At 66.4% G+C, this 21,122-nt stretch carries 21 protein-coding genes; 14 read left to right on the top strand and 7 right to left on the bottom strand.

Annotation, left to right across the window (positions count from 1 at the left end; all coding sequences use genetic code 11):
* Nucleotides 1-94: 94 nt before the first annotated feature.
* From B3T77_RS04780 to B3T77_RS04770, 3 genes are read left to right on the top strand one after another with little or no spacing between them, the layout of a single operon-like run.
* Nucleotides 95-1,630 (top strand): CpaF family protein, encoded by a 1,536-nt coding sequence (locus tag B3T77_RS04780; RefSeq protein ID WP_414633148.1) that lies wholly within the window; start codon nucleotides 95-97, stop codon nucleotides 1,628-1,630.
* 4 nt (nucleotides 1,631-1,634) lie between these two features.
* The gene (locus B3T77_RS04775) at nucleotides 1,635-2,612 is read left to right on the top strand and encodes a type II secretion system F family protein (protein WP_292077729.1); all 978 of its coding nucleotides are present in this window, start codon (nucleotides 1,635-1,637) and stop codon (nucleotides 2,610-2,612) included.
* Nucleotides 2,613-2,622: 10 nt separating this feature from the next.
* Entirely contained in the window at nucleotides 2,623-3,603 is a 981-nt protein-coding gene (locus tag B3T77_RS04770) for a type II secretion system F family protein (RefSeq protein ID WP_292077727.1), read from the top strand.
* Here B3T77_RS04770 and B3T77_RS04765 read toward each other — a convergent pair.
* Nucleotides 3,600-4,034 (bottom strand): SRPBCC domain-containing protein, encoded by a 435-nt coding sequence (locus tag B3T77_RS04765; protein ID WP_292077724.1) that lies wholly within the window; start codon nucleotides 4,032-4,034, stop codon nucleotides 3,600-3,602. The genes B3T77_RS04770 and B3T77_RS04765 overlap by 4 nt on opposite strands.
* 46 nt (nucleotides 4,035-4,080) lie before the next feature.
* Nucleotides 4,081-4,437 carry a hypothetical protein gene (locus tag B3T77_RS04760; protein ID WP_066627479.1) on the bottom strand — a complete coding sequence of 119 codons (357 nt, stop codon included), beginning with the start codon at nucleotides 4,435-4,437 and terminating at the stop codon, nucleotides 4,081-4,083.
* A 90-nt stretch (nucleotides 4,438-4,527) separates the two neighbouring features.
* Here B3T77_RS04760 and B3T77_RS04755 point away from each other — a divergent pair, with 90 nt between their 5' ends.
* The gene (locus B3T77_RS04755; protein ID WP_292077722.1) at nucleotides 4,528-5,829 is read left to right on the top strand and encodes an amidohydrolase; all 1,302 of its coding nucleotides are present in this window, start codon (nucleotides 4,528-4,530) and stop codon (nucleotides 5,827-5,829) included.
* Nucleotides 5,830-5,906: 77 nt separating this feature from the next.
* A complete protein-coding gene (locus B3T77_RS04750) occupies nucleotides 5,907-6,821 on the top strand; it encodes a type II CAAX prenyl endopeptidase Rce1 family protein (protein WP_292077720.1) in 915 nt (304 codons plus the stop codon).
* A 121-nt stretch (nucleotides 6,822-6,942) separates the two neighbouring features.
* Here B3T77_RS04750 and dapE read toward each other — a convergent pair whose 3' ends face one another.
* Nucleotides 6,943-8,130 carry a succinyl-diaminopimelate desuccinylase gene (dapE, locus tag B3T77_RS04745; protein WP_292077719.1) on the bottom strand — a complete coding sequence of 396 codons (1,188 nt, stop codon included), beginning with the start codon at nucleotides 8,128-8,130 and terminating at the stop codon, nucleotides 6,943-6,945.
* A gap of 66 nt (nucleotides 8,131-8,196) precedes the next feature.
* Here dapE and B3T77_RS04740 point away from each other — a divergent pair, with 66 nt between their 5' ends.
* Entirely contained in the window at nucleotides 8,197-9,489 is a 1,293-nt protein-coding gene (locus B3T77_RS04740) for an MFS transporter (protein ID WP_292077718.1), read from the top strand.
* An 82-nt stretch (nucleotides 9,490-9,571) separates the two neighbouring features.
* Here the strand turns inward: B3T77_RS04740 and B3T77_RS04735 are convergent, their stop codons facing one another.
* The gene (locus B3T77_RS04735) at nucleotides 9,572-10,597 is read right to left on the bottom strand and encodes a 2'-deoxycytidine 5'-triphosphate deaminase (RefSeq protein WP_091750682.1); all 1,026 of its coding nucleotides are present in this window, start codon (nucleotides 10,595-10,597) and stop codon (nucleotides 9,572-9,574) included.
* 81 nt (nucleotides 10,598-10,678) lie between these two features.
* Here B3T77_RS04735 and apaG point away from each other — a divergent pair, with 81 nt between their 5' ends.
* Complete coding sequence (gene apaG, locus B3T77_RS04730; RefSeq protein WP_017506618.1) at nucleotides 10,679-11,086, top strand: Co2+/Mg2+ efflux protein ApaG; 408 nt, start codon at nucleotides 10,679-10,681, stop codon at nucleotides 11,084-11,086.
* Between the two features lie 199 nt (nucleotides 11,087-11,285).
* Here the strand turns inward: apaG and B3T77_RS04725 are convergent, their stop codons facing one another.
* Nucleotides 11,286-11,822 (bottom strand): GcrA family cell cycle regulator, encoded by a 537-nt coding sequence (locus tag B3T77_RS04725; protein ID WP_017506617.1) that lies wholly within the window; start codon nucleotides 11,820-11,822, stop codon nucleotides 11,286-11,288.
* Between the two features lie 230 nt (nucleotides 11,823-12,052).
* Here B3T77_RS04725 and B3T77_RS04720 point away from each other — a divergent pair, with 230 nt between their 5' ends.
* The 6 genes from B3T77_RS04720 to B3T77_RS04695 all read left to right on the top strand — a co-directional run bounded on the left by B3T77_RS04720 (nucleotide 12,053) and on the right by B3T77_RS04695 (nucleotide 17,268).
* Entirely contained in the window at nucleotides 12,053-12,883 is an 831-nt protein-coding gene (locus tag B3T77_RS04720; protein ID WP_045810698.1) for an ABC transporter permease, read from the top strand.
* Between the two features lie 41 nt (nucleotides 12,884-12,924).
* The gene (locus B3T77_RS04715) at nucleotides 12,925-13,935 is read left to right on the top strand and encodes a M28 family metallopeptidase (protein ID WP_292077715.1); all 1,011 of its coding nucleotides are present in this window, start codon (nucleotides 12,925-12,927) and stop codon (nucleotides 13,933-13,935) included.
* A complete protein-coding gene (locus B3T77_RS04710; RefSeq protein WP_292077713.1) occupies nucleotides 13,932-14,456 on the top strand; it encodes a YcxB family protein in 525 nt (174 codons plus the stop codon). Before B3T77_RS04715 ends, B3T77_RS04710 begins: the two co-directional genes overlap by 4 nt.
* Before the next feature lie 91 nt (nucleotides 14,457-14,547).
* Entirely contained in the window at nucleotides 14,548-15,741 is a 1,194-nt protein-coding gene (locus tag B3T77_RS04705) for an aspartate aminotransferase family protein (RefSeq protein WP_292077711.1), read from the top strand.
* A 139-nt stretch (nucleotides 15,742-15,880) separates the two neighbouring features.
* Nucleotides 15,881-16,795 carry an ornithine carbamoyltransferase gene (argF, locus tag B3T77_RS04700; protein WP_292077710.1) on the top strand — a complete coding sequence of 305 codons (915 nt, stop codon included), beginning with the start codon at nucleotides 15,881-15,883 and terminating at the stop codon, nucleotides 16,793-16,795.
* Nucleotides 16,792-17,268 carry a hypothetical protein gene (locus tag B3T77_RS04695; RefSeq protein ID WP_292077709.1) on the top strand — a complete coding sequence of 159 codons (477 nt, stop codon included), beginning with the start codon at nucleotides 16,792-16,794 and terminating at the stop codon, nucleotides 17,266-17,268. Before argF ends, B3T77_RS04695 begins: the two co-directional genes overlap by 4 nt.
* 63 nt (nucleotides 17,269-17,331) lie before the next feature.
* On the opposite strand, the gene B3T77_RS04690 is transcribed toward B3T77_RS04695, so the two are convergent.
* Nucleotides 17,332-17,829 carry a pyridoxamine 5'-phosphate oxidase family protein gene (locus tag B3T77_RS04690; protein ID WP_055807696.1) on the bottom strand — a complete coding sequence of 166 codons (498 nt, stop codon included), beginning with the start codon at nucleotides 17,827-17,829 and terminating at the stop codon, nucleotides 17,332-17,334.
* 61 nt (nucleotides 17,830-17,890) lie between these two features.
* Nucleotides 17,891-18,109 (bottom strand): hypothetical protein, encoded by a 219-nt coding sequence (locus B3T77_RS04685; protein WP_199060339.1) that lies wholly within the window; start codon nucleotides 18,107-18,109, stop codon nucleotides 17,891-17,893.
* Nucleotides 18,110-18,325: 216 nt separating this feature from the next.
* Here B3T77_RS04685 and B3T77_RS04680 point away from each other — a divergent pair.
* Nucleotides 18,326-21,122 (top strand): SEL1-like repeat protein (locus tag B3T77_RS04680; RefSeq protein ID WP_292077704.1); only part of this gene is annotated, 2,797 nt, incomplete at its 3' end.

The following is a 21,122-nucleotide window of genomic DNA, read 5'->3' as shown; positions in this document are numbered from 1 at the left end:
TGCGCCCCTGCGGCCGGCCCCGGCCCCCGCTGCGGCATCCGCGCCCGGCGGCGAACCTGTGTCCGTGTTCAGCATGCAGGCGGCCGCCGCGCCGATGGCGGCGACGAGCAAGACGCCGGCCTATGCCTATGCTGACGAGGAACTGGAGCCGGCGGCCGACGCCTTCGACCGCGCGTCTGCCCCGACCCAGCCGGCACCGGCTGATCGTCTGGACGCCCTGGCCTCGCGTCCCAAGCCCAAGCCCGCCGCTGAGGCTCCGCGCCCCACCGGCAATGTCGCCGGCACGGGCCCGAAGGCTACGGCGGGTCTTGAACAGCTGAAGAAGGCCCAGGCCGTCGCCGAGATCGTCCGGGAACAGAGCGACTACTATCACGCCACGAAGACGACGATCTTCAACGCGCTGATGAACACCATCGACCTGGCCCAACTGGCGCACCTGGACCAGAAGGCGGCGTCGGAAGAGATCCGCGACATCGTCGCCGAACTGGTGGCGATCAAGAACGTCTCCATGTCGGTCGCCGAGCAGGAGCATCTGGTTCAGGACATCGTCAACGACGTTCTGGGCTATGGTCCGCTGGAGCCGCTGCTGAGCCGCGACGACATCGCCGATATCATGGTCAATGGCGCAGGCCGCGTCTTCATCGAGGTCGCGGGCAAGGTCCAGCTGACCAATGTCCGTTTCCGTGACAACACCCAGCTGATGAACATCTGTCAGCGGATTGTGAGCCAGGTCGGCCGCCGCGTGGACGAGTCGAGCCCCATCTGCGACGCCCGCTTGCCGGACGGTTCTCGCGTCAACGTCATTGCTCCGCCGCTGGCCATCGACGGTCCCACGCTGACGATCCGGAAGTTCAAGAAGGACAAGCTGACGATGAAAAATCTGGTGGAGTACGCCTCCATCAGTCCCGAGGGCGCGCGCGTTCTCGGCGTCATCGGCGCCTCGCGATGCAATCTGGTCATCTCGGGCGGCACCGGATCGGGCAAGACGACCCTGCTGAACACCCTGACGGCCTTCATCGACCCGACCGAGCGCGTCATCACCTGCGAGGACGCCGCCGAACTGCAACTGCAGCAGCCACACGTCGTGCGTCTGGAAACCCGCCCGCCGAACCTGGAAGGCCAGGGCACGATCACGATGCGGGATCTGGTCAAGAACTGCCTGCGGATGCGTCCCGAGCGGATCATCGTCGGCGAGGTGCGCGGACCCGAGGCGTTCGACCTGTTGCAGGCCATGAACACGGGCCACGACGGCTCAATGGGCACGCTGCACGCCAACAGCCCGCGCGAGGCCATCAGCCGCATGGAGTCCATGATCACCATGGGCGGCTACGGCCTGCCCTCCAAGACGATCCGCGAGATGATCGTCGGCTCGGTCGACGTCATTATCCAGGCTGCCCGCCTGCGCGACGGTTCGCGCCGCATCACTCACATCACCGAGGTCGTGGGCCTGGAAGGCGATGTGATCGTGACGCAGGACCTGTTCGTCTACGACATCACCGGCGAGGACGAGAACGGCAAGATCATCGGCCGTCATCGCTCGACCGGCATCGCCCGTCCCCGCTTCTGGGACCGGGCGCGCTATTACGGGCTGGAGCGCGAACTGGCCGACGCTCTGGACGCGGCGGAGTAGGACGATGCTTCCGATACTCGCCGCCGTTCTGGCCTTCATCACCATCGGCGGACTGGGCTGGGTCTTCGTCGGCGGAGACGATTCGTCGGCCCAGGCGGTCAAGCGCGCCCAAAGTCTGGGCGAACCCAAAAAGAGCGCTGCGCTCGCCCGCAAGGCGGCCGCCGCCAATACGCCAGAGGCGCGCCGCAAACAGATCCTGGTTCAGCTTCAGGACGCCGACCGCCGCGAGCGCAAGGCGCGCACGACCCTGGCGTCGCGCCTGAAACAGGCAGGCCTGAGCCTTAGCGCGACGACGTTCTACATCATCTCGGCCGTGGTCGGGCTGGTGACCGGCCTGGGCGCGCTGATCTTCGGATTGCCGATCCTGGTTGTCATCGGCATCGCGCTGATCTTCGGTATGGGACTGCCGCGCTGGATCGTGGGTTTCCTCGGCAAGTCGCGGATGAAGAAGTTCTCGCTGGAGTTCCCTAACGCCGTCGATGTGATCGTGCGCGGCATCAAGTCGGGCCTGCCGGTCCACGAATGTTTCAAGATCATCGCCCGCGAGAGCCCGGCGCCGCTGGGACCGGAGTTTCAGACGCTGGTCGAGGGCTTGGGCGTCGGCCTGACCCTGGAGCAGGCGCTGGAGAAGATGTACGGCCGGATGCCGACCTCCGAACTGCGCTTCTTCACCATCGTCATCGCCATCCAGCAGAAGACCGGCGGCAACCTGGCCGAAGCGCTGGGCAACCTGTCGGCCGTGCTGCGCGCCCGTCGGATGATGGGCGAGAAGATCAAGGCGTTGTCGTCCGAAGCGCTGGCCTCGGCGGGCATCATCGCCTCTCTGCCGCCTGCGGTCATGACAATGGTCATGTTCACCACCCCCTCTTACATGATGCCGCTGTTCACCGATTTCCGCGGCAACTTCATGTTGCTGATGGCAGCGCTGCTGATGGCGACCGGCATCTTCGTGATGAAACGCATGATCTCGTTCAAGTTCTGAGGCCGGGATCATGGAAAGCTTCATCCGTTTCAGCACCGACCCGCAGAACCTGCTCAGCATCGGCGTGGGTGTGTTGGTCTTCGCCACGGTCGTCACCCTGTTGTCGTCGATGACGGGCGGGGTTGCGCTGGACAAGCGAATGAAGGCGGTTGCGGAACGCCGCGACGACCTGAAACGCCGGTCACGCGCGAACATGGCCGGCGGTCAGGGGGCGCTGCGTCACACCGACGACGGGTTCAAGAAGCGGATTGTGGATCGGCTGAATCTGTCCAAGCTTCTGGAAGATCCCAAGGTCGCGGGTCAGATGGTGCAGGCGGGCTATCGCGGGCCGCGTCCGCTGACGACCTTCTACTTCTTCCGCTTCACCTCGCCCTTCATCTTCATGATCGTGGCGGCGTTTTATCTGTTCGTGATCAAGGTCGTGGACTGGCCCACGATGAACAAGGTGACCGCGACGATGGCGGCGGCGGTGGCCGGCTTCTATGCGCCGAACATCTATTTAAAAAATCGGATCGACAAGCGCCGCGCCTCGATCATGCAGGCGTTCCCTGACGCGCTGGACCTTCTGCTGATCTGTGTCGAGGCGGGCATGTCGATCGAGGCGGCGATCGCCAAGGTCAGTCAGGAAATGGGGCCGTCATCGATCGATCTGGCCGAGGAACTGTCGCTGCTGTCGGCGGAGTTGAGCTATCTGCCCGACCGTCGCATAGCCTACGAAAATCTGGGCAAGCGCACCAACCACCCGGGTGTGAAGTCGGTCGCGACCGCCATGACGCAGGCTGAGACCTATGGCACGCCGCTGGCCACCGCTCTGCGCGTCATGGCGAAGGAAAATCGCGATTTGCGGATGTCCGCCGCAGAGAAAAAGGCCTCGGCCCTGCCGGCCAAACTGACCGTGCCGATGATCCTGTTCTTCCTGCCGGTCCTGTTCATCGTCATCCTGGGTCCGGCGATCCTGTACGTCATCGACATGATGAAGGACGGGCGTTAGGCGCGCTCCGCCGCCGCCTTAAGCCCATGGGCGGCGCTTTCGAACGCCGCCTTGATCGCCGGGCGGTGCTTGTCGTGGAACAACTCGCCGCGAATGCCTGAAAAGCGGATGCCGATGGCGACGATGCAGTTGCCGGGCGCCAACTCCTCGATCTGGATATAGCGCAGGCTCTGGAACAGGAATCCGCGCCGTTCCGCCCAGACCAGCCGCGCGCGCGGCTGCCATTCCACCACTTGGGCGGACGACTGGCGTTCGGCCATGTCGGGCCACGCCTCGGTCATGGTCAGACGGCCGCCATAGGCGATGGCGCCCTCGACGTCCTTGTCGATCGGATTCCAGGCGCCCCAGCCGGACAGGTCCGCGACCAGGTCCCAGATGCGGTCCGAGGTCGCCTGAACGCCGACGCGTTTTTCGATGCGAGTGTCATCCATGGTTTCGCTCTGACACGGCTGGCCGCCGGAAGAAAGGCGCCGAGCCTCAGTCGGCGGCGTCGACCCGCTTCAACCGCCGTCCGTCGTCCAGCGCCAGCCGCGTCTTGACCTCGAACAGATCGGCGCCGGCCGGAATGATCAGCAGCTTCTTGGGCTGGGCCGTATTGACGGCGACGACGGCGCCCTTTGGACAGATGTCGAAACAGTCGGCGCCGACGACTGTCAGCTCGCCCTTGCGACCCTGTTTGCCCTTCTTGAGGTGCAGATATTTTCGTAGCGCCTTTTTCAGCGTCAGATCGCCGCCGGGGCCGAAGCCGCCGTCCAGCTTTTTGGAACATTTGCGACAGACCAGAACGACGTCGCGCCATTCGGTCTTTGCGCTCTTGAAGGCCTTCTCACCCATGCGGACAGAAATCGCTGTTCGCGACGGCTTGCACAAGCGGGTGCGGCGCCGTCACCTGTCGTCGGGCTGAAAATTTCACGGGACCTTCACATGCGCCGATTGTTCGCCGCCTCCACAATGGCGCTGTTGCTCGCCGCCGGCGCCGCTCAGGCGCAGGTCGCTACGGCCAGCGTGGATGCCGCCGTGCAGCGCGTCATGCCAGAGGTCGTCGCGTGGCGGCGCGACTTCCATCAGCATCCGGAACTGGGCTTCGCCGAGACCCGCTCGGCCGGTGTGATCGCCGAGCATCTGCGGTCGCTAGGGCTGGAGGTCCGCACCGGAGTCGGCAAGACCGGGGTGATCGGCGTGCTGCGCGGCGCACGGCCGGGCCGGACGGTGGCCCTGCGCGCCGACATGGACGCCCTGCCGGTGCAGGAGGCGACGGGCCTCGACTTCGCCTCGAGCGCGACCGGGACCTATATGGGCAATACGGTGCCGGTGGCCCACGCCTGCGGCCACGACATGCATATGGCCATGCTAATGGGCGCGGCCGAGGTGCTGGCGGGGATGAAGGACCGGATCGCCGGCACGGTGGTCTTCGTCTTCCAGCCGGCCGAGGAGGGCGCGCCTCCGGGAGAGCCCAAGGGCGGGGCGGCCCTGATGATCGCCGAAGGGGCGCTGAACGATCCCAAGCCCGAGGCCATCTTTGGCCTGCACGTCGTGCCGGGCCGTCCGGGCAGCGTCTTCTATCGGCCGGAAGGGTTCATGGCCGCCTCGGACCGCGTGGATATCCGCCTGAAGGGCAAGCAGACGCACGGCGCCTGGCCCTGGCGCGGGATCGATGTGATCGCGGTGGCGGGCCAGGTGGTCGAGACGGTCAATACCCTGACGGCCCGCACGGTCGATCCGACCACGACCCCGACCGTCTTCACCATCGCCACGATCAACGCCGGCGTCCGCTACAACATCATCCCCGACAGCGCGACCCTGTCGGGCACCTTGCGCACCTTCGACACAGCCCAGCGCGACGCCCTGGTCGCTCGCGCCGAGACCGCCATCGACCATGTGGCCGAAGCTTACGGCGCCACCGCCGAGTTCGGCGTCAAGCAGAATGCCGCCCTGGTGTTCAACGACCCCGCCCTGTCCGCCTGGCTGGCCCCGGTCCTGACCGAGGCGGCGGGCGAGGGGAACGTCAACGCCGCGACGCCTCCGACCACGGTGGCCGAGGACTTCAGCTATTTCCAGCAGGTCATCCCCGGCGTCTTCTACCATCTCGGGGCCAGTCCCGACGGCGTCGACCCCGCCACCTCCGCGCCCAATCACTCGCCGGAGTTCTCGCCGAACGAGAAGGTCTTGCCGCTGGGGGTGAAGACGCACGTCCTGACGGCGTTGCGGTTCCTGGAGCGGAGTTAGGCAACGGCGATTGCAGCGTCATTCGACGTCGCAAACTGACCCATTGCGGACGTTGTCGACATCGGCAGGGTGTGAACATGCGAAACCAACAGTTTGCGGATAGCCCCCTGACGCTGCGTCGGTTTTCGCAGGTGATTGCTCTCGCCTTAGCGGCCTTGGTCTACTGGGCATGGTTCGTGCGGCCAGAGGTCGCGACCAAGGCCGACGATGCCTTTTCAACGTATGTGATTGCGGGAGTATTGGTCGCCGCTATTTTCGGACTTGTTTTCCTAGCCCTGCGCATTGGGGCGAGCGGGGTTACCGCCTATTGGCGGGGAGCTTCTGGGTCGGACCAAGTGCAGCCAGTGGCAACGTTGATCGCCGCTACCCTTGCCATCCTTTTGACAGTCGGTGCCATACAGTTTTCTCTCGGCAACCTTGACTCAAATACCGCCACTGCGGCCAGTCTTCTGGTCTGGGCCTTGGTCCCGGCGGCCTTTCTGCAATTCGGCCTGGTCAAGTGGCCGTCGCGCCAACGCACCGCGTCAACGCTAACGCTCATACTTTTTGCGGCTCCCGTCGCAATCTTGATGGCGGCATTCAGCTACAACAGCTTTTTGAAAGCTGACGGGCAAATGCCCATGCCAGCCATCGGTCCGCTGATTGTTATTATCGCGAAAGTTGTCGTCGCCGCCGCCGCCGAAGAAGTCGTGTTCCGGGTCCTGTTTCTAACGGCCTTGCTGGAGCGAACCGCTTCGCGATTCCAGGCCGTCTTCCTGTCCAGCGTCCTGTTTGCGGCCATGCATGCGCCACTGTTTCTTTTTCAACCAGTCATTCAAGGCGATTGGCAACTCCTCGCTCTGGTGGCCGGTAACTATGCGTCGGAGTTCGCCATGCATGTTCTCGTCGGGCTAGTTTTCGGAGTGGTCTGGTTACGGACAGGCTCCATCGCCCTGATCTCCATCTTACACGCCATCGTCAACATCGGCCCCGCACTAGCTGGCTACTTTTGAGCCACCTGCGCTTCGCCTCCCTTACGCAGCTCAAATGTCCGCTAACCACCCGTATCATACCGATCGGAAGGTCCGGTTTGAGGTCGGCCGAGTGTTTTAGTTTGAATAGCCACGGCCGCGCTTACAGCCGCTCGAACACCGACTCGATCACCCGTCGATAGACCGCCGTCAACGTCTCCAGCTCCGCCGTCGGCACGCGTTCGTCGATCTGGTGCATGGTCTGGCCGACCAGGCCCAGTTCCAGAACCGGACACAGGGCGCGGATGAAGCGGGCGTCGGAGGTGCCGCCGGTGGTGGAGGCCTCGGGGCGGCGGCCCGCCACGGCCTCGACCGCATCCTGAACCGCCTCCACGAAGGCGCCCGGCTCGGTCAGGAAGGCCTCGCCCGAGCACAGGTGCTCCAGGGTGATCTGAAGCCCGGTCTCGGCCTGCATGGCGCCGGCCTCGCGGTTCAGCCAGTCGATCAGGGCGTCGCCCGTATGGCTGGGGTTGAAGCGGATGTTCAGCCGCGCCGTCGCCTGGGCCGGGATGATGTTGGTCGCCGGATTGCCGATGTCGATGGTGGTGATTTCGAGGTTCGACGGGGGGAAGTTGTCGTAACCATCATCCAGAACATGGTCGTTCAGACGGGCCATTAGTTTCGCGATCACCGGGGCCGGGTTGGCGGCGCGCTCGGGATAGGCGACGTGGCCCTGTTTGCCTTGGACGGTGATCCAGGTGTTCAACGAGCCGCGCCGGCCGACCTTGATCATGTCGCCCAGCTGTTGCGACGACGAGGGTTCGCCGACCACGCAGGCGTCGATGACCTCGCCCTCGGCCGCCAGGGCCTCGACCACCCGTTTGGTGCCGTGCAGGGCGGGGCCTTCCTCGTCGCCGGTGATCAGAAAGGAGAGGGAGCCGGCGGGTTCGCCGTCTGCGATGACCTGGGACACGGCGGCAACCCAGGCGGCGATCCCGCCCTTCATGTCCACCGCGCCGCGGCCGTACAGGACGCCGTCCCTGACCTCGGCGTTGAAGGGTTGCGACGACCACTGATCCGACGGGCCGGTCGGGACCACATCCGTATGGCCGGCGAAACAGAGGTTGGGCGAGGCGGTCCCGCGCCGCGCATACAGGTTCTCGATCCGCGCATGGACGCCCTGTCCGCCCGGTCCCTCGAAGGCCAGGCGGCGGCAGGTGAAGCCCAGCGCCGTCAGATGGCGCTCCAGCACATCCATCGCCCCTTCGTCGGCGGGCGTGACGGAGGGAATGCGGATCAGGTCGCGGGTCAGTTCGACAGGATCGATAACGGGAGTTGATGCGCGGCTCATGTGGCTATGCTTTAGGGATAATCCGCGTCTGCGAGAAGACGGTGCGCCCCTGCTGAAGCCGAGACCTTGACCACAGAATCCATCGACACCGGCCCCGCCGCCCCGCCCGTTCCGCCGTCTCCGCCAGAAGGCCCGTCCAGCCCGTGGGGCATTCGCGACTTCCGCCTGTTGTGGTTCGGCCGCGTGGTGGCGGTGCTGGCGATCCAGATCCAGTCGTCGGCCCTGTTGTGGCAGGTCTATGAGATCGCGCGGCGCGATCATCCGATCGAGGAGGCCAGCCTGTATCTGGGGCTGGTGGGGCTGTGTCAGTTCCTGCCGCTGCTGGCCTTCACCCTTCCCGCCGGGGCCATGGCGGATCGGCGCGACCGCAAGCGCACGGTGTGGATCTCGATCCTGGTCGAGGCGGCCTGCGCAGGATCGTTCCTGGCCATGGCCCTGCATGGAAACCCGCCGCTGTGGGGTCTGTTGGCGGTCGCGGCCCTGTTCGGCGCGGCGCGGGCGTTCCTGGCCCCGGCCAGCCAGGCCTTCCTGCCGATGGTGGTGGGGCGCAAGGCCCTGCCGCCGGCCATCGCCGCTCAGTCCATCGCGTTTCAGACCGGGGCCATCGCAGGCCCGGCCCTGGGCGGGGTGATCGTGGGGGTGAACGTGCCGCTGGCCTATGCGGTGTCGCTGGGCATGTTTCTGCTGGCCGTCGCCGCCTTCATCCTGATCCGCACCAGCGGGAGACCTGCGCCCCAGGCCAATCCGCTGTCGCCGGTGGATTCGGTGAAAGAGGGGCTGGCCTATGTCTGGAAGACCAAGATCGTGCTGGGCGCCATTTCACTGGACCTGGTGGTGGTGCTGCTGGCGGGCGTGGCGCTGCTGACGCCCATCTTCGCGCGCGACATCCTGCATGTCGGGCCACAAGGGTTCGGCCTGTTGCGGGCCTCGTTCGGCGTGGGGGCCATGGTCATGGCCATCTATCTAAGCCGCTATCCGATCCGCCAGAACGGCGGGCGCTGGATGTTCGCGGCGGTGGCGGTGTTCGGCCTGTGCACCATCACCTTCGGCCTGTCGCGCATCGTCTGGCTGTCGGGTCTGGCCCTGTTCATTGGCGGGGCGGCGGACATGATCAGCGTTAATGTGCGCCAGACCCTGATCCAGCTGGCCACGCCCGATCATATGCGTGGGCGGGTGTCGTCGGTGTCCATGCTGTTCATCGGCGCCTCGAACGAACTGGGCGAAGCCTATTCCGGCGTCATGGTCCGGCTGCTGGGCGCGGTCGGGGCGGCGGTGTTCGGCGGGTTCGGCGCCCTGGCCGCGACCGGGGCCTGGGCGACGATGTTCCCGGGGCTGAGGAAGGCGGACAAGCTCACTTGAGTGGCGAGTATCGCGTAAAGAGTGGCGAGGACGATAGCGAACGGCTCGTCACTCGCCACTGACTACTCGCCACTCGGCGCGATCACCACGCCTTGAAATGTTTGGACAGCTTCAGGCCCTGGTTCTGATAGTGGCTGCCGCTTTCGCCATACAGGCGGCTGGGGCGTTCGGTCAGGGGTTCATAGACCAGGCGGGCGACGATCTGGCCGTGTTCCAGCAGGAACGGCGTGTCGTGGGTTCGGACTTCCAGTACGCCTTTCGAGCCCGCGCCGTGCGCCTCGTCGGTGCCGAAGCCGGGGTCGAAGAAGCCGGCGTAGTGTACGCGGAACTCGCCGACCGACGGATCGATGGGGGTCATTTCGGCGGCCTGATCGACCGGGATTTCGACGTCGTCGGACGAGGCCAGGATGTAGAACTCGCCCGGATCCAGCAGCAGTTCGCCACGGCGCAGGCTCAGCGGCTCCCAGAAGTCGCGCGGGTCGTGGCCGTCGATGTGGTCCAGATCGACCACGCCCGCATGGCGACGCCCGCGGAAGCCGACGATGTCGCCGCCTTGCAGATCGACGCCGACCGAGCGGGTCTCCAGCTTGGGCGGGTCGCCGGCCTTGAGCCGCAGCTGGTTCAGGCGCGTGCCGGGACGGACCAGGATGGAGAAGGTCTGGGGCGCGACCTCCATATAGAGCGGGCCGTCATAGCCTTCTGCCACGTCATCGAAGCTGGCGCCCTGATCGGTCAGCAGACGCACGAAAACATCGACGCGGCCGGTCGAGCTTTTCGGATTGGCGCGGGCGATCAGGCCCTGGGGCAGTTTCAGCCGCTCCTGAAGGCGCACGATATAGACGCAGCCCTTTTCCAGCACGACGCCCGCCTCGGTGATCTCGATGGCGTGCATGGCCACGTCTGCGATGCGGTCCTCGACCTTGCGTCGCCCGGGCAGGAAGGAGGCGCGCACGCGCCAGGCTTGGTCCGACAGCCGCAGATCCAAGCTGGCCGGCTGGACCTGGTCGTGGTCGAAGGGCGTGTCGGACGTGACGGCGCCTGTGGCGATCAGCGTCTCGATGGACTGGGCGGGCAGGATGCCGGGACGGGGCGCTTGGAAGGAGCTCATGGCGTCTGTCTCACACGGTTTTCACGACTTGTCTCCAAGTCGCGCTTGCAGCCCGCGCGTGGCGGGGCGAGCATATAGCCCATGCACGATGGTCCTGCCTATACCGCCGAGACGAACGGCATCCTGATCCGGGTGCGGCCCAGCTATCTGGCGGGCCAGTCCGATCCCGACGAAGGCCGCTGGGTCTGGGCCTACCAGATCGAGATCGTGAACCTGACGGGCTCGACGGTGCAGCTGATGGCGCGTCGCTGGACCATCACCGACGGCCACGGCCATGTCGAAGAGGTGCGCGGCCCCGGCGTGGTCGGCGAACAGCCGGTGATCGAACCGGGCGGCAGCTACGCCTACGCCTCGGGCTGTCCGCTGGGCACCGACAGCGGTTCGATGGTGGGCGCCTATTATATGACGGATGCGGACGGGCGCAGTTTCGAGGCGCAGATTCCGGCGTTCTCGCTGGATACGCCGGATGCGCGGCGAGTGTTGAACTGATCGAAGGGCGGATGGGGCTGCGTCAACCCGGATGAACCGCAGCCCCGCCCCTGAAGTCTCGCCGGCCGCTTGCGCGAACCGGCGAGGGGGAAGTCGGCTCCATAAGGAGCATCTTTTTGGCGCTACGTCGCGACTTGAGCGCAGTCATGCGCCCTTCGCGAAACGCCGCGCTCATGTCGCGCGAAGCGCGGTAGCGCCCTTAGATGTAACGCCGCAGGCTGCGGGCCAGGTCGGAACCGCTTTCCTTGGAGCCGCGACGGACTTGCGGCTGGTAGGCGACACGGGCGTGTTCGACGCAATAGACGCCTTCCGACGAGCGGCGGCCGCAAAAGCTGAACTCGCGCGACGACGGGTCGCCGATCGGCCATTTGCACATGTGGGCGCCCAGCGTCATCACGGTCGCCGTGCCCGGCAGGTCCGGGATCGGGGCGGGGACGGGGGCTGCGGGTTCGACCGGCTTGGGCTGGACGGCTTCCAGACGGCGCGGGGCCGAAGGTTGCTGCGCCGGAGCGGCAGGCGCTGGGCGCGGACGCGCGGTGCGGAAGGTCGCGGCGACGGTGCGCGCCGGTTGCGACGGGGCGGCCCGGCCCGACAGGCCCAGACGGTGCACCTTGCCGATCACGGCGTTGCGGGTGACCCCGCCGCCCAGTTGTTTGGCGATCTGGCTCGCAGACTGGCCCTCAAGCCAGAGCTTCTTTAGCGCGCCTACGCGGTCGTCGGTCCAGCCTGCGGTCATGCCACCCTCCAGCGAGTTTGGATTCAATATCTAGGTCCAGGCTCCCCCTCCGGGGTCTTGACCTACAACTAATCGTAAACCAGCCGTTAAGAGACGCAAGATGTGCGAATCATCCTGTCCACAGAAACCAGATATTGAATCATCGTTAAGGTTAAGGCGGCGCCGTCGTTTTCGGGACGATCTCGCCTGATCTCTTGCGAAGCGCGGCGGTCGAGCGCATCTGGCGGGCCATGACCGATACGCCCGATCTGATCTCCACCCGGCCTGCCGGCCTGCCGCAGCCGCGTCGCTATCCGGGGATCAACTGGATCGGGGTGCAGACCCTGTATCTGCGCGAGGTGCGGCGCTTCTGGAAGGTGGGCGCCCAGACGGTGGCGGCGCCGGTGGTCACGACGCTGCTCTATATGCTGGTGTTCGTGGTGGCGCTTCAGAATGCGCGGCCGCCGCTGCACGGCACGCCATTCGCCCTGTTCGTCGCGCCCGGCCTGATCATGATGGCCATGTTGAACAATGCCTTCGCCAACGCCTCGTCCAGCCTGATCCAGGCCAAGATCATGGGTACGGCGACCGACTTCCTGACCCCGCCGCTCAGCCCGCTTGAGCTGACGCTGGGCTTTACACTGGGCGCCGCGACGCGCGGTCTGGCGGTCGGTCTGGTGACGGCGATCTGCGTCTTGCCGTTCGCGCCGCTGGGCATCGCCAACATCTTCGCCATCGTCTGGTTCGCCCTGGCCGCCTGTTTCATCATGGGCATGACCGGGGTGCTGGCGGGGCTGTGGAGCGAGAAGTTCGACCACCTGTCGGCGGTCCAGAACTTCATCGTCATGCCGATGACCTTTCTGTCGGGGACCTTCTATCTGGTCGAGAACCTGCCCGAGCCGTTCCGGGCGCTGAGCCGCTACAACCCCTTCTTCTATCTGATCGACGGCTTCCGCTACGGCTTCATCGGCCATGCCGAGAGCAATCTGACGGTCGGCGTCATAGGGTCGGCCGTGCTGATGGCCGTCATGGGCGTTGTCTGCTGGCTGGTGTTCCGCTCGGGCTGGCGTCTTAAGAGCTAGATCGCTACCTGTTGCGGATCGCTCCCCGAGAGGTCCGCTTCATGCTGTTTCGTTCGCTCGTCGCCGCCACGGCCCTGTTCGCCGCCACATCCGCTTTTGGGCCCGCCTTCGCTCAGGAAGCGACGCCCCAAGCCGGCGACCGCCCCGACATCGCCGCCGGCGCCGCCCAGTTCATCAAGCCCACCAACGCAGAGCGGACCCAGGTCCTGGTCGGCTTCCTGACGACGCTGGGCTTCACGCCCGAAATTCAGACGTTCGAAGGCGGCAACCAGGCCACCGGCCCGATGGAAGGCGCCAATGTCGTCGTCACGGTGGGCGAGGGCGCCAAGGACATCGTGCTGACCGCCCACTATGACGCGGTGAAGCTGCGTGACGGGACGCTGTCGCAGGGCATCGTCGACAACGTCGGCTCGGTCATGGCGATGATGGAGGCGGCCAAGACGCTGGACATGGCGCTGGAAGGCCAGCCGGTCGCCCACCGCTTCGTCTTCGTCTTCACCGACCAGGAAGAGCTGGGCCTTCTGGGCGCCAAGGCCTTCCTTGAGAAACACGGCAAGGACCGGATCGCCGCCGTCATCAACGCCGATGTCGCCGCCTATGGTCAGACGGTCATGTATGGCGAGAACAATGGGCCGCAGTCGGCCTTCGTGCTGGAGACGCTGCGCGGCCTGTGCGCCGAACGCGGCTTCGACTGCATGCCCTATCCGACCTATCCGCCCAGCGACGACCGCGCCTTCTCGGCCGCGGGCGTGCCGGTGGTGTCGATGGGCACTCAGGATGCGGTCGGCGCCCACCAGATGTGGCTGGCCTTCAACGGCGGCAAGGACAACGGCCTGAAGGAAGGCTTCGTCCCGCCCGTCTTCCAGCGCATCCACTCGACCGAGGACAAGCTGTCGTATCTGAAGGGCGTCGACGTTGCTCGCTTCGGCCTGTTCATTGCCGATCTCGGCCTGGCCTTGGACAAGAAGCTGGTTGAAATCCAGGCCAAGGACGCAGCGGTCGCCGCCGAAACCGCACCGGCGGCCCCGGCCACGACGCCCGGCGGCGAGTGACGGCGGTCATCGAGGTTCGCGGCGTCCAGCCGACGCCGAAGGAGGGGCGGGCGGCCGTCAAGGCGTGGCCCGTCGTCCGGCGCTGGGCGGATCTGCCCGTGTTGTTTCTCGGCGGCGCCATGCTGGCGACCATCGCCATCTGCGTTGGTTTGCCCCTGGAGCGGACGGGCTGGATCGTCGGCCTGCAGTTGGTCGGGCTGTACGGCTTTATCGGGCTGTCGGCCCTGGCGCATTACAGGGTCATGGCGGCGGCGCGCCGGTCCCCGATCGCGCAGAAGCCAACCGACTGGCGCATCGATGACAGCGGTCTGGCCTTGTCGGGGGCGGATTTCGAAACCCGCATCGGCTGGCGCAATCTGGTCGCGGTGGTGGAGGAGAGGGATCGCCTGATCTTCGCGGCCTCGCCCAACACCAACTTCATTTTGCCCCTGCACGTGATGGAGACGGATCAACGGCCGGCGTTGCGCGTCTTGATCGCCGATGTGCGAGCGCGAGGCGTCCTCGGCGCCGGTGTTGACTAAGACCCGCGCGCGTCCGACAACGCCTGACCGTATTGATCCGGCTCCGTCGCGCTCGCGCCGGGGCCGTCTCGCTTTTGGAGGTCTTGGTCCCGTGTCCACTGAGCATTTGATGGGTGTCTACAATCGCGCGCCGCTGGAAGTGGAACGCGGCCGAGGCGCGCGTCTGTGGGCGACCGACGGGACCGAATATCTCGACTGCGTCGCCGGCATCTCGACCAACGGCCTGGGCCACGCCCACCCCGAACTTGTCCAGGCGGTCAAGGATCAGGCCGAGAAGCTGTGGCATGTCTCCAACATCTTCCGCATTCCGGGTCAGGAAGCGCTGGCTGACGCCCTTTGCGAATCCAGCTTCGCCGACGTGGTCTTCTTCACCAACTCGGGCACCGAAGCCGTCGAATGCGCGCTGAAGACGGCGCGCAAATACCACGCGGCCAATGGCGCGCCTGAGCGGATCGACATCTACGGCTTCGACGGCTCGTTCCACGGTCGGACCTATGGCGCGATCAACGCCGCCGCCAACCCCAGCTATACCGAGGGCTTCGGCCCGCCGATGCAGGGCTTCCACCAGCTGAAGTGGGGCGACCACGAGGCGATCAAGGCCGCCATCGCCAATCCCACGACCGCCGCCATCATCGTCGAGCCCGTGCAGGGCGAGGGCGGCTGCCGCGCCATGCCCGAACAGTGCCTGCGCGGGCTGCGCGAACTGTGCGACGAACACGGCGTCCTGATCATCTTCGACGAGGTCCAGTGCGGCATGGGCCGGACCGGCAAGCTGTGGGCCCACGAATGGGCGGGCATGGCGCCGGACATCATGGCGGTGGCCAAGGCCCTGGGCGGGGGCTTCCCCATCGGCGCCTGCCTGGCCTCGGCCAAGGCGGCCAAGGGCATGACGGTCGGCGTTCACGGCTCGACCTTCGGCGGCAATCCCCTGGCCATGGCCGTCGGTCAAAAGGCCCTGAGCCTGATCAACAGCCCCGAGACGTTGAACAACGTCAACGAGGTCGCCGGCTATCTGAAGCAGCAGTTCGCCGGCCTTCAGGAACGCTTCCCCGACGTGATCGCCGACGTGCGCGGCAAGGGCCTTCTGATCGGCATCAAGATGGTGCCGAACAATCGCGAGTTCATGGCCCTGGCGCGCGACACGCAACGGCTGCTGATCGCCGGCGGCGGGGACAACTGCGTGCGCCTGCTGCCGCCGTTGAACCTGACGCTGGACGAAGCCCGCGAAGCCGTGGCCCGTTTCGAAGCGGCCTGCGAGGTCGCCCGCGAAAAGCTGGCGGCCTGAGCCCGACATCTGCTCATTTCCGCGAAAGCGGGGACCCAGTTCTTTCGAGAACACGGGGTGGCGGATGAAACACCCGACGGGCGGCTGTCGCCCACAGCACTAGATCTCCGCCTTCGCGGGGATGAGCGGAGCTAGACATATGGTCCGGCACTTCCTCGACATCCACCGGCTGGACGCGGCGGATCTGCGCGCCATCCTGGACGACGCCCATGCCCGGAAGGCCGCCCGCAAGGGCTGGCCCCAAGGGCGCGCCGACGCCGATGCGCCGGGCAGGGACCGCGTCCTGGCGATGATTTTCGAGAAGAACTCGACGCGCACCCGTTTCAGCTTCGACGCGGCGATCCGCCAACTGGGCGGCTCGTCCATCATCGCCACGGCCTCGGACATGCAGTTGGGGCGCGGCGAGCCGGTGGAGGACACCGCCCGCGTCCTGTCGCGCATGGTCGATGCGGTGATGATCCGCGCCAACGATCACGAGGATGTCGAGCGGTTCGCCCGCGTCTCGACCGTGCCGGTGGTCAACGGCCTGACCGACCGGTCGCACCCTTGCCAGATCCTGGCCGATCTGCAGACGATCGAGGAGCATCGCGGGCCGATCGCCGGCAAGACGATCGCCTGGATCGGCGACGGCAACAACGTCTGCCACAGCTTCATGCACGCGGCGCCCAAGTTCGGCTTCCATCTGAATGTCGCCTGTCCGGCGGAATACCACCCGGACCTTCGCGACCTGGCCAAGGGCGGCGACGCCGTCACCCTGACCAGCGATCCGCGCGAGGCGGTCAAGGGCGCCGACGTCGTCGTCACCGACACCTGGGTCTCCATGGGGGATCAGGACTATGAGGCGCGCCTGGCGGCCTTCGAACATTACGGCGTCGACGAAGCCCTGATGGATCTCGCCGATCCCGAAGCGGTCTTCCTGCATTGCCTTCCGGCCCACCGTGGCGAGGAAGTCACCGACGCCGTCATCGACGGGCCGCGCTCTCTGGTGTGGGACGAGGCTGAAAACCGCATCCACGCCCAGAAGGCCGTCCTGGCCTGGTGCTTCGGGGGATGACGTTGGATGACTGGAAGGCGATGTCGACCGCGTCGCGCTTCTGGTTTGTCGTTGTAATGCTGCTGGCTGTTTCGGTCGGCGCCTTCGCGCTCTTCACCGCGGCGGCGCCGACGCTTGATCCCGGCAAGTTCTGGTATGAAGCCATCACCGTTGAAGGTCGCGTCAGCATATCGTCTTACAAGGCGCTGCCGGTGCTCGTGATCACTGACGGAGAGGGCCGTAATCATGCGTCGCGATGCAACCCTTATGCTCGTGACCAGGCCTGCGTCGATTTGGCGCTGGCCAGAGGGCTGCGCCAAGGCCAGCAGGTCAGCGTCGGATTTATAAGAGCCAAGTTCTGGCCGTTAGCTGAAGACGCGATCGTCCACTTGGCCTCGAACGATCATGTATTTCTTGAGTGTGCCGATCGGCTCGATGCGTTGGGAGTGGACCGCTCGCGAATATCCGGAGTCGAGCGAGTATCTGGCTGCTGACTGTAAAAGGCCGGGGATCGCTCCCCGGCCTTTCCAGATCACCACGGACTAGTGATCAGTCTGCTACAGCTTCACATCCGACACGCCGCCGACATCCGGGACGCTCTTGGTCAGGTTGGCCTTCAGGACTTCGTAGCCGAAGCCCAAGGCGCCCTTGTCGGAGACCCAGACGCGACCGTCGTCGGCGTCGAACCGGATCAGGGTCAGGTGGGGATCGTCCTTGCCGTCCGGGTACCAGGCGGCGACGACGGGGTTCCAGTATTTCTCGATGCGGCTGCGGTCCTGATCGATGGCCAGGCGGCCGTGGATGCAGGCCTGAACCTTGCCGTCCTTGGCCTGGTAGCAGAACATGCCGTTCTGGCCGCCGCCGGCGACGTCACGGGCGAAGTCGGTGTCGTCGCGGGTGAAGAACCAGATGGTCCCCGTCTCGTCCTCGCCGAAACCGGTCATGGGCTGGTGGTGATAGCCGGGGCGATCGATGCCCAGCATGCCGGTGTTGGACTCCTTCAGGCTTTTCCAGAATTCCTTCTCGGCCTCGGCGGGGGTCAGTTTGTCGGACACGCGGTCTCTCCTTGAGTGGTTCGCAAGGTTCAACCGACCGGCCGTAATCAGGTTCCCGTCTCTAGGCGCCGGGTATCCAGGGCGCACGCTCGGCGCCGAACAGCGTCGCCAGGTGGATCAGCAGCAGCATGGCGATCGCCGCCGCCCCGACCATCAGGAACCGCCACGGCATCAGGCGCGGTCCCTTGAACGGATCCGGCGGCCGGGCGCCGCGCCATCCGCAAAAGACCATGACGGCGAGGGCGACGCCCAGCAGGACGAGGGTGGTGGTCAGGTTCATGCGCCGCAGGTGGCGAAAGCCGCGGCGCTTGGCAAGCGAACCCTTGCCGGGAGGTTAATCTTCATGCCGCGTTAACCGAGATGATTCACAAATCCGGCTGTCTGGCGCGATGTCCACAGGATTGGAATATCGCTGCTAGATATTGCGGTTAACCATCAGTTTACACCCTCGATATTGACGGTATAGCCTTCGTCGCATGGGCTGGGAGACGAATCAGTGAGCGCTGCAGCGCCGTGGAGCGTTAAGGGAATCGATCCCAAAGCACGCGAGGTCGCCAAGGATTTGGCGCGCCGGTCCGGCATGACGCTGGGCGAATGGCTCAACTCCATGATCATGGAAGACGAGGAGGAGGGCTACGCCACCCTGCCGCGTCGCTCCCAAGCCGCCGACTACGAACGCCGCAACCGCAGCCGTCGTCTGGACGACGCCTATGACGTCGAAGACAGCCAGCAGCGGATCAGCGCCTCCATCGATGTGATCGCTGCGCGGCTGGAAGCCGCCGAACGCCGCTCGACCGTCGCCATTCAGGGCGTGGATCAGGCCGTTGCGGGCCTGATGCGCCGGCTGGACGGTCAGGAGGCTGAGGCCCAGGGCGCCGCACGCCGCATCGACGACATCGCCGAGGAACTGCGCGAAGGGCATCGCCGCCTGCGCGCCTTCGAACGCGACACCGGCCCGTCGACCCAGGAAGCCTTCGGCAAGATCGAGACCTCGCTGGGCGCGCTGACTGGGCGCCTGTACGACATCGAGGAACGCCAGCGTCTGGGCGTCAGCGATCTGCGCGAGCGGATGGAGGCGGTCGAGAAGGCCGCCGGCCCCGGCGTCGGCACGGAAATGCTAGCCCAGGTCAGCGCGCGTCTGGACGAGGCCCAGAACCGCACGACCGAAGCCCTGAAGACGCTGGAACGCTCGTTCGCCGCGCTGGACCAGCGGATGCGGACGGCCGAAAGCCGCGTCGAGCCGGAAGGCGCGCGCGACCTGGCCCGTTTCGAGAAGCTGGCCGAAAGCCTGTCGCGTCAGATCGACAACAATCGCGCCGAGATGATGCAGCGCCTGGACGCCGCCGAAACCGGCGCGCGCATCGACCGCATCGAACGCGCCGTCCAGGCCGTTGGCGATCAGTTGAAGGCGTCCGAAGAGAAGGGCGCCATCGGCCTTGAGGCCATGGGCCGCGAGGTCCTGCGCATCGCCCGCAACCTGAATGCGCGGGTCAAGAAGGTCGAGACGGACAACGACGGTCGCACCGACGCCGTCGCCCGCGCCGCCGCCGACGTCGTCAGCCAGACCATCGAAACCGAGGTCGCCCGCCGCGCCGCGCGTCTGGACCAGGAGTTCGCCCGCCACGTCGACCGCGTCGACCAACGCCTGACCGCCAGCGACGATCGCCACGCCATCGCCCTGGAGAAGCTGGGCGGCGAGATCACCCGCATCTCGGACCAGCTGAGCGATCGCATCGCCCAGTCCGAGCGCCGCTCGCAGCAGGCGCTGGAAGACATCGGCCGACGCCTGTCGGAAAGCTCGGACAAGATCGAGCAACGCTACGACCGCGCCTCCGGCGAGCTGGCCGAGCGGATGCGTCTCAGCGAAGAGCGCACCGCCCGTCTGCTGGCCGAGGCCCGCGAAAGCATCGACGCCCGCGCGCCGACGCCGATCCGCGACAAGCCGCTGGACAATGAGCCGGCGTGGACCCCGGCGCGACAGGTGCTGGAACGCGCCGCCTCGGCGACCATACAGGCGCCGATCCAGTCCGCATCCATCGAAGGCGACTGGCGCGCCGCCGCCTTCCCCGATGAGACCTTCACCGACCAGGACGCCTGGTCCAGCGATCCGGTGACGCCCGAAGTCGCGACCGCTGCGCCCTTCCCGTCGGCGCCCGTCGTCCAGACCGAGGCCGAGCCCGTCGAGGCGCTGGCCGACGACATGCCGATGCGCCAGGTCGATCCCGACGGCGTCGAACCCATCATCCAGCCCTTCAGCGGTTTCGGCGGCGCCGACGTCGAGGACGCGCTGGAGGCGACGTCGCCGGGCTTCTCGACCGCACCGACCGAAAAGCGCAGCGCCGCCGTCCTGGACGCGGACGACGACGATTTCGGCGGCGAGACCGAGTTCGTGGATCCGCGCCGGCTGCGCTCCAGCATGGAAGCCGCCGCCGCCGCCGGCCGCGCCGCCTCGACCCGCAGCACCATCGACGCCGCCCGTGCTGCGATCACCGCGCCGGCCGAGCCGGAACCTGCGCCCCGGTCGGGCTTCGGCCTGAAGCGCGGCGGCAAGTCCAAGCTGCAGGAACGGCTGGACCGGCAGGCATCCAAGGACGGATCGACGGTCAAGAAGGCCTTTCTGGCTTCGGTTACGGCGGTCGCCCTGACCGGGGGCGTCTATGGCTATCTGTCCCTGACCGACGGCGGAGCCCCGGACTTCGAGATGCCCAGCTTCGGCGGCGGCTCGACGACAAACGGCGCCGTGCCGCTGGCCGCGTCGGCGGTGACGCCGACCGGCCCGAAAGCGACCTTCGACATCGGCGGACCTGGGGCGGCGGATTATGAGGCGGCGATCGGCAAGCTGGAGGCCGGCGACAGCACGGGTCTGGACGGCATGAAGCGCGCCGCCAACCTGGGTTACGCCCCCGCCCAGACCTATCTGGGTCAGCTGTATCTGGATGGCGCCAATGGCGTGCCCGCCGATCCGGCCCAAAGCCGTCAGTGGGGCCGTCGCGCGGCCGAGGGCGGCGATCCGCGCGGGATGCATCTGTACGGGATGCAGCTCTATGAAGGCGACGGCGGCGCGACCAATCAGGCCGAGGCCCTGACCTGGCTGCTGAACGCGGCCGAGCGCGGCCTGCCGGACAGCCAGTACAATGTCGCGCGCATCTATGAGACCGGCGCCGACGGCGTGGCCAAGAATCCGACCGAAGCGCTGAAATGGTACATGATCGCCGCGCGCGGCGGGGATGCGGAGGCCCAGGCCGCCGTGACGCGCCTGCGTCCGACGGCCAGCGCCACGGCCCAGCGCGAGA

This window comes from Brevundimonas sp. UBA7838 (assembly GCF_002500885.1).
Lineage (GTDB): Bacteria > Pseudomonadota > Alphaproteobacteria > Caulobacterales > Caulobacteraceae > Brevundimonas > Brevundimonas vesicularis_C.
Note: the sequence above shows the minus strand (reverse complement) of the source record. Positions and strands in the feature narration are given on the sequence as shown.